The 7,406-nt window shown below is 31.7% G+C and carries 3 protein-coding genes; all 3 read right to left on the bottom strand.

The annotated features are described in order from the left end of the window. Window positions 1–14: 14 nt before the first annotated feature. From ACVC5O_RS09220 to ACVC5O_RS09210, 3 genes are read right to left on the bottom strand one after another with little or no spacing between them, the layout of a single operon-like run. Window positions 15–2,153, bottom strand: coding sequence for a DUF262 domain-containing protein (locus ACVC5O_RS09220; protein ID WP_452221190.1), 2,139 nt, complete (start codon window positions 2,151–2,153; stop codon window positions 15–17). A gap of 14 nt (window positions 2,154–2,167) precedes the next feature. Beyond that, entirely contained in the window at window positions 2,168–5,314 is a 3,147-nt protein-coding gene (locus tag ACVC5O_RS09215; protein WP_452221189.1) for an Eco57I restriction-modification methylase domain-containing protein, read from the bottom strand. Window positions 5,315–5,346: 32 nt separating this feature from the next. Beyond that, window positions 5,347–7,404 carry a Piwi domain-containing protein gene (locus tag ACVC5O_RS09210; protein WP_452221188.1) on the bottom strand — a complete coding sequence of 686 codons (2,058 nt, stop codon included), beginning with the start codon at window positions 7,402–7,404 and terminating at the stop codon, window positions 5,347–5,349. Window positions 7,405–7,406: the final 2 nt, after the last annotated feature.

The raw sequence follows: 7,406 nt of genomic DNA, 5'->3' as shown, positions 1-7,406 counted from the left end.
AATTAATTAAGGTCTTATAATGATTTTGATTCTTCTTCAATTTCATCATATAAAAAATCAAGAAATAACAATTTTGCTTTTTCTTCTTCATCGTAAAATTTGATATTCCATCGTCTTTCCATAAAGTCTAATAGTTTTAAGCCTCTATCCAAAATATTGTCTGCATTCCAACTATCATAGTTTGATACTTCTATTTCTGAATGCGAACCATCAGAATATCCCATTCTAATTTTTTCATTTTTATCATTGTATTTAGCATCTTTCTTCGCGTCAAAAACATCATTCTGAAGACTTGAATTTATACTTTGCGAAAGTGGAAGAAGATTACCTAAAGTACCTTTAAAGAATTTAAGATTTTTACTTTCTTGCGTTTCAAATGCTTTTATCCAATCTACGTGTGTAGGTGTTTGTGGAAGTATATGTTCTATTGAAACTTTGTCTTTTTCTCCTTTTGAGAATAGTTTCCAATCAATTTTCTGGCTACCTCTTAAACGTACTTTTTCCATCTCGTACTCATAAAGAAAATATCGTAGTCCATTCCAATTGTAGAAACCACCTTGATTACCACTTTTGAATTTCTTATCTATATATTTTTGGAAATGCGTGTAGTCGAAATACCAGAACTCTTCTTCATTATATTGCGTAAAACAGAATCCCATTCTCTCATTTAATGATTGAATAATTTGGTCTATGCTAAGTTCCTTTTTACGAAGCATTCTTGCTGCTTTGTAAAATTCACTATTCCTATATGATGAAAAGGAACGTCCTAATCTAAATGCAATAAATATGAAACGCTCTATAGCCTCAAAGAGTTTAATTCTATCAGTTGAAGAAATGTCTGAATCTAAAAAGGATGCAGTTACTAATGGTCTGAAATAGATTATACCAATCCGATTTAACCTATCAATCCAAAGTTTCTCATCACTTGTTAAGTCTTGACTGGTTGTAGGGTTATAAGTATTGTACCAATGTACAGCTGCAGATTTAAGACTTAAAACATAGTCTTCGATATCTTTGGGTGACAGTTTTGCTCTAAGTAAGATTTCAGTCTCTACATTACCATTTTCAACTTCTTCTTGGTCAGAATCATCTATGTCTCTGATTTCCTCTATTTCTTCTAATGATGATACTTGAATTTCTTGCTTATCATAAATATTTTGAGGTGTAAATTTCTGCTCCAATAGATACCTAATGTAATCGTCTCCTTTTTCTCTTGTGTATTGAAAATACATTATCCAATGCGCCGCTAAAAAGTCATCATCATTTAGTGGCTGCTTTTTATTGCGACCCAATTGAAAGTAAACTTCTTTCCACGATGTATTTATACTTTCTCTGAGCGCATTGCGTTCATCATTTTTTAACTCGTTATCATCATAGAGCGTGGTTAGGTAAATTAATCTGTTTTTTAATAGTTCAAGGTTAGATAACTTTTTACCTCGATTATTCATTGTTTCAAATGCTACAAACACATCAAAATCATCACTTATTTCATAGACATTAAACATTAAGTTTTGAGTTAGTTTTTTGAATAAACTCTCTATTTCAGCTATGCCATATTCTTTATAAAAAGCTTCTAAACTCTCAACAAAGAATATTTTAGCATTTTCTAAATTAAGCGTATAAAAAGTTTCTTGAATTGTTCCGCTGTTTTCTTCATTATATATGCGATAGCGTAGGAATTGAAAACTTGGATTATCTACTTCATAACTAAATTTGTATGTTTTTACTAAGAAGTTAGGTGGGCGCTTTATTAATAGATATTCTTCTTTGATAGCTTTTAGGCTTGTCGTACCTAAATATATTTTATCATCTGGTTTATCTTTATTTTCAGATAATGCTTGAATAAGTTCCGTAATTGCCTGAATAAAAATAACAAATGTGGTTAAACGTTGCTGTCCATCTACCACGTGAAACGGTTTGTAACCTTGGTCTTCAATGAGCCATAAATCATCATTCCAATTTTTATACACAGCATCATTAACTTTTTTTAGAGATAGTAAACCTGTGTAGTGAAATTTGTCTTTTGGCAAATTCACAGTGTCTTCCCAAAAGTCTTTAAGATGCCTTATCGACCAAGCATAACCACGCTGATAATCTGGAATTTTAAATAAACGGTCTTTAAATATACTTTTAAGTGATTGTAGTTCTTGCATTGATTATATTGTAATTAAGCGTTTTCTATTATATCAATTTCATCCTGCGTTAATCCATATAGTTTATACACCATTTGGTCTATTTCTGCTTCGGTTTGTGTGATTTGGGTTTGTAAGCCTTGTGCTTCTTTCTTCTTGGTATTAAAAGCATCCATCCAATCCATCTCATCCAATTTAGTGAGTGTTGCAATAGCTTCTTGTTCTTGTTTTAAACGTTCCTTATTGTTCGCCTTTATGGCTTTGTTGAGTTCTTTAATGAATTCCCCAAAATCAAGTTCGTGCCAGTTTTCGAGTTTGCGAGAAAGTTTAAATAGCTTAAATGATGAAAGTATAAAACGTTGGAAACTATATTTCTGGCTGATAAGTTGCTTCGAGAGTCGTTGAACTTTCAATACATTTTCTAATAAAACTGTATTGGATTTTGTTATAGGGAAATCTTTGAAGTGTTGAAGTTTAACCTTTGGAAATAAGTCATCAAATTCGGAATATTTATATCTAAAATAGAAACTCATTAATTTTGAGTTTATAATCCCTAAGATACTTTTAGAGCAAAATTTAGAATTGCTTTGAAATTTTGCGATAAATACTGATTGGTCAGTAATGAATAATTCATCAATCTCAGTTGCATATAATAGTTTAGATGGTATTTGTCTTAACAATATTCTGCTTCCCTCAAAAAAGTCTATTTCTCTTGGCTCTGCAAGCCATTTACCATAGCTTATAAATCCGTCATTTTGCCAATTAATAGCCCATCTTGTAATGTTCTTACCTTTTATGTAAGGTTTAAAAGTTGAGTCTTTTTCAATGTTTGACTGAAAAGGGTCTTTACTAATAAACTCTTTTGTATGTCCTACACGTTTATGATATAATCCAACACCGCGACCAATTCTTGAAACTTCTGATAGTTTTAGAGCGTTTCTTTCAATTTTCTTTAGACAATTTAATATTGATTTATTTACTGATAGGTTAATAATAAAGTTATCCTCTTTCAACCAATCTTCTTGTGTAGAAGAAAATTTTTCAAAGATTTGAGCATTGTCAAAGTATAAAATATCAGTTTCTTTTTCTCTCTTTTGGAACCCATAATTAACAATGACAGTGTCAACATTAGCATCAATGAAAGTATTAGAGGGCATATCAACAAACTCATAGAGCTTATACTCATCTAATATTTTCTTTCTAACAGGCGATAAAAAAATGTTATTCAACCAAGCGTTAGGTATAATCAATGATATTATTCCTTTACTTTGAATTAAATGTGCACACTTTTCGATAAACAAAATATAGAGGTCTATTTGATAAACTGATGTATCATATATTTTCAAATAATAATCCTTTTCTTTATCTGAAAAATTACCGTCTTTTGAACTGACATAAGGTGGATTCCCAATAATCACATCAAAACCACCTTTTTCAAACACTTTCGCAAAAGCGGTTTCCCAATTAAAAGCTTTATCTCCTGCTACACTTTTATTATCTATAAGGCTGTTACCACACTTAATATTACTGCTTAAATCGTTTAGTTTACGTCGTGGTTGTGCGGTACGTAACCATAAAGACAGTTTTGCAATTTCTACACTTTCTTCATTAAGGTCCACTCCGTAAATGTTATTTTCTAGGATAGTATTTTCTATATCGGGAAACTGCAAGCCACCACCTAAAACCTTAGCTTTTAACTCATCTATGTACGTATGCTCTTTTATTAAAAAGTCTAATGCTTGATTTAAAAATGCACCAGAGCCACAAGCTGGGTCGCATATAGTGATTTGTAGTAACCACTCTCTATAATCATCAAGGATGCTTACCAACTTTTCTATGGTAGCTTTATTACGGTTTTTACGTCCTTTAAAGTATTCTTCTTCCGCAAAACCTAACGCTGCTTTCTTTTCTTCACAGAGTTTACCAACTGTGTTTTCTACGATATATTTAGTGATGTATTTAGGTGTGTAAAAGACACCGTCTTTTTTACGCTTGCTTTTTTGCTTATCAAAATCGCCACCTTCAATTTCTGCGTTTACACTTTCAATTTCGTTTAGTGAGTTTTCAAAAATGTGACCTAATATGTTTACATCAACCTGACTTTCAAAATCATAATTTGCCAGTTTAAGCGTGTATTTATATAGAAGGTCATTGTCTATTTCTAAATTGTCTAAAAGCGCATCAGGCTTAAATAAACCACCATTGTAAGCATAAATCTCTGCACGTTTTTCTGTGCCTTTACGCCCAATGTCTAAGAAATTGAAATATTGCTTAAATAACTGGTACAATGGTCTTTCGTCCCCAAAATCCCAATCATCTTTCCATTTATTTAATATTTGTAGTGTTGAATTAGATGGTAATAGCGTTCTATCTTCTGCAAAGAAGATAAATAAGAAACGGTCTATAAGTTTCTGTGACTTTTTAAAGAGTGTGAGCTTTACATTTTTTTCTAAACGTGCTATTTCTGCTTGTGCATCAATATTATCATCTGATGTACTAATAATTGTACTGGCTTCGCTTTTTAAACGTTTTGCATTACGCTTTACTAAATCCCTAAATAGTTCTCTTTTAAAAACTGAATAATCACTATAAAATGACTTTGTTATTTTTTCTTCCTCTACTATTGATGCCTCTTTTATGGATAATGGTAGGTTAGTAAGTATGTTGTCTCTATATAAACAGAGGTATAAAAGCTGGAAGCGTTCTTGAGATAATTCAAATAGATTAAACTCTTCAAACTCTGTAGCATCATTTATATAAAAGCGAAGCTTTTCAAAATTTGATGTTACAACATACACACAGCCTTTTTGATTTGCTTTATAGTCAAATGCTTGTCTGCGTATGCTTTCTAAATCCTTAGTCTTAGTTCCTTTTAACTCTATAACTCCAATAGCTTGGGTATCTTTAAGAATAGCGCCATCTGCCTTGCGTGCATTCTTTTGATTCTTAAACTCTGTGGTGATATTGTAATTAGGACTTGGGTTAATGGTATAGCCTAATATATTCACAAAAAGTTCTGTTAGAAAAGTGGCTTGAAACTGCTCTTCTTTACTACTCTTTATATTCTCTTGTATCGTAGGATTTAGGAAGTACTTTTGATACTTCCTATATGCTTTTTCTACAACTGCAAGTTCTTGCAGGTTAATGTATTGTTTAAGTACTGATGTTTGAAATAATGCCATTCAATAATAATCGTGTTATACTGTTTATTGGTTTATAGAAACCATAATATTTTTTTCCCGTAAGGTGGAATATCTCCATCAAAATGAGGTGCAATTTCTGCTACCATTTCTGGGTATTTTATTGTTACTGGAACGTTTTGTTGTCTTAGGGATTTCCAATACAATCTGCTAAACTGATATACCTGTTCTATAAGGCTCTGTATTACCTTGAAATCATTCATAGCTTCTGGTGTAGGACTTGTAATATTAAGTTTAACAGGGAATGGGAAACCGTCTTGTTTTGGATATTTATCATCACTATCATAACGACTGTTATTAAATAATAAATATCTGTTATTTTCTTTACTGATGTTTATGAACGTACCACTTTTAGGCAGCAGCTCAGACCATCCTAAATCAAAAGCAACTAAATCTTCTGAACGTGTTTTGTTAATTGCCACGATATATAATGGACAGCTCAACTTTAGTTGATTCATTTTATCCAAAATAGGTTGCATTTCTTCGTCCTTCATTTGCTTATAGAAATGAATGACTACTTTATCAGGATTTTGCTCTTTGTCTACAAATTTATCAATAGCATCGCAAATAGCTCCTGCTAATAAACTGGTATCTGATTTAGTGAAATAATCAAACCCATTGAATTTACCGTTGTTTTCGAAACTAAATGCGCTTGCAACGTATCGTATATTTTCAGCAACATTTTTAAATGCGCCGACACCGATAACTAACTCACGTTTACTTGCCAAATCTAACTGCCACGGTACGCCTTCTAATTTTGCTAATAGTGCGAGAGAAATATTGGTTAGTTCATATACAAAATTGTTTACTCGATTTTCCAACTTACTATAGTCGATGGTTTGAGATACTATTCGTCTTAATAGTAGTTGTTCTTTTACCTTGTAATAGACTTCTCTTTTTGTTTGGTCTTGTTCAAACTTTCCAAAAGGACTTAGGTATAATGCTACATAGGTAACATTTGGTTTTAACTCAAGATTTGTTATTCCTGCTGATATTTCTGGCATTGGATTATCCATATCTTCAAAGACAATACTAAAACCAGGCTCAACGTGATACATTATACCAGCATAGTTGTACAAGCCCTTAAACCATTGATGTTCTTTTTCTAAATACGATTGAAGCAATGTAGCTTCATCTGCAAAGTCTTTGTGCAGAATAAAGAATAAATGTATTGATTTATGAGGTGTTGATTCAAAAGGTTTTAATTTTTTAAAATCGAATTTAGGGACACGTCCATTTCCGTTTTTAAAAACCAATGTGTTGCATTCGTCTTTAACTTTAGAGACACGTTTTGCTTCTACAGGTAAGTAGTCGTCATTATTTATGGGTAAGATTTCTTTAAACTTATCCGTAAAAACAAAATCATTTGTGAACTTATCAACTTGATTTTTATAATTCTTGTATTTGTTAGAGCGGTCTGGTGCATCTACTTCATAACCTAAAGCAGCTCGTAACTCGTGGTTAAGTATAGCGTGTGTTTTTGTAAAATCATCGATTTCATCTGTCAAGTGTTCCCACTTATACCATCTTTTTTTATGCAATACTCCTTTAAAAAGAGACGGTGTTACTTTTTTTATTAATTCTGAAACAGGCTTTTTAAGGATTTTAGTTTGACCGTCGTAAGAAATGATTATCTCTCCATAATCACTTAGCTGTTGAAACTGAATTTTGATAGTGAACCGCTTATAAATAGCAAACGTAGCATTATTGTATTGCCTATCTCTTAACCATATTTGATTGTCCTTAACGAAATTAGTTTTTACAATTTGGCTCTTATCATCAGCAAAATACTTCTTAATTCGCCAGTTATAATAGCGTTTTAAAAGGTCATAATTATCTTCTATAATAGCAACTTCTAAAGGTTGATAACCATTCTTTTCATATATAAAAGAAGTGAATATAAATTCTGTACCATCAGCTAACACTCCTGGAATAATCTCTTCGATATTTACAGGAAATAAGGATTTATGTATTTTCTGAGCGTGCCCAATTTTCTCTTTACTAAAATGAAACATTATAGGTTTTGAGGGTAAGTCGAATGTGATGGCATTGAAGTACAGTTGCTGATTCATAG

This window comes from Lacinutrix salivirga (genome assembly GCF_053604675.1).
This window is presented reverse-complemented; position numbering and strand designations above follow the sequence as displayed.

Coding starts and splice junctions, on each gene's coding strand:
- ACVC5O_RS09220 (WP_452221190.1), bottom strand. CDS start 2,153: ATGCAAGAACTACAATCACTTAAAAGTATATTTAAAGACCGTTTATTT.
- ACVC5O_RS09215 (WP_452221189.1), bottom strand. CDS start 5,314: ATGGCATTATTTCAAACATCAGTACTTAAACAATACATTAACCTGCAA.
- ACVC5O_RS09210 (WP_452221188.1), bottom strand. CDS start 7,404: ATGAATCAGCAACTGTACTTCAATGCCATCACATTCGACTTACCCTCA.